The sequence below is a fragment of the Streptomyces sp. TRM68416 genome (assembly GCF_014596915.1).
GTDB lineage: Bacteria > Actinomycetota > Actinomycetes > Streptomycetales > Streptomycetaceae > Streptomyces.
Genome location: NZ_JACVWU010000073.1, coordinates 1 through 1,224, shown reverse-complemented (window position 1 = coordinate 1,224; position 1,224 = coordinate 1). Strand labels below are relative to the sequence as shown.

Sequence of the window (1,224 nt, the reverse complement as noted above, 5' to 3'; positions counted from 1 at the left end):
CCCCGGCAGCGTCGCACCGCCAGCGCGCTCTCCAGGGGGCGCACCCTGCGCATCGGTGCCGGAACCCGCCGCGTCACGAGCGAGGCCGTTCCGTACGCGCCCATCGTCACGCGATCCCGGTCACGCCCCGATGCGCCCCGAGCGGGCACCGGTCCGCTGCCCGCCGCGTCGCACGCATCCCACACCAGGCGGTACACATGTACGCGCTGATCGTTCCCGCTTCGACCCCCTTCGTCCTGCTCGCCACCGTGATGGCCCTGTCCTGGTGGGAGGACCACATCCTGCCACCGCCGCCGACCGAGTCTGCCGAAGCCCCCGCCGAGGCTCCGTTCGCCCCGGCGGCTCCTGCCCAGCTCCCAGAACTCCTCAGTGCCGGCGCTGCGTTGACAACGGATGTTGCCAGGCATTGACTGGCGGCACGGCATAGCTGCGCAACTCCAGATTATTCGGCGCAGCCTTCCACTTTCCCGCCTCGCCCGGCCCCCGCGGAATCAAGGAAATCCCTGCCACCTGGAGGCCCTGCAATGCTCTGGAATCTTCTCCTTCTGGTGATCCTGGTGGTCCTCTGGATCGTCGGCTTCGCCGTGCACGGAGGCAGCGGTGGCAGGCGCCGGGACAGCCGCAGCCGCAGCCGCAGCCGCAGCCGCAGGTAATCCACTCCCTCCCGATCCCTGCGGGAAACGCCCCTGTACGGCGATCATGCGCGGGAGCCCGTCCAGCCCAGTTGCAGGGCCGCGTCTCATCTGCGCCGTTTCAGTGCATGTGCCATGCGTGGGAGTTCCTCGTACAGCAGCCGGCCGACCAGCGCCCCGCCGAAGACGACGACACCCACGCCGACCAGCCAGGACTGGATAACCAGGACAGTTCCGACCGGTCCGAAGGTGACTGCGGTGGATGCGATCAACGGCGAGAAGGCGAGCCTGGAGAAGGCCCTCAGGCCGATCAGCCCGATCACGGTGGCCACGGCGCCGGGCAGCAGGGCAGCAGGGCAGCAGGGCAGCAGGGCAGCAGGGCAGCAGGGCAGCAGGGCACGCCAGCGGATCTTCCCGCCGATCAGCAAGCGCTGGGACCACCACAGCAACAGCACAGCACTCAGCGACGCGACGGCACCACCTGCCGCCACCTTGCCCACCAGCGGGCCGGAGACAGGCCCCAGACCTTCTCATAGCCTGTCTGCACCGCCACCCCGAAGCTCAGACCGAACGCGGTCGTGGTCCGCAGTGC

Annotated in this window: 2 protein-coding genes and 1 pseudogene; 2 read left to right on the top strand and 1 reads right to left on the bottom strand. The window is 69.4% G+C overall.

Annotated features, from left to right (window positions below):
- Positions 1-197: 197 nt before the first annotated feature.
- Both ICC28_RS39960 and ICC28_RS41205 read left to right on the top strand, forming a co-directional pair.
- Positions 198-410 carry a hypothetical protein gene (locus ICC28_RS39960; RefSeq protein WP_188293784.1) on the top strand — a complete coding sequence of 71 codons (213 nt, stop codon included), beginning with the start codon at positions 198-200 and terminating at the stop codon, positions 408-410.
- Between the two features lie 114 nt (positions 411-524).
- Complete coding sequence (locus tag ICC28_RS41205; RefSeq protein WP_262928532.1) at positions 525-653, top strand: hypothetical protein; 129 nt, start codon at positions 525-527, stop codon at positions 651-653.
- 86 nt (positions 654-739) lie between these two features.
- Here the strand turns inward: ICC28_RS41205 and ICC28_RS39955 are convergent.
- A pseudogene (locus ICC28_RS39955) lies at positions 740-1,224 on the bottom strand (ribonuclease BN); the annotation flags it as partial.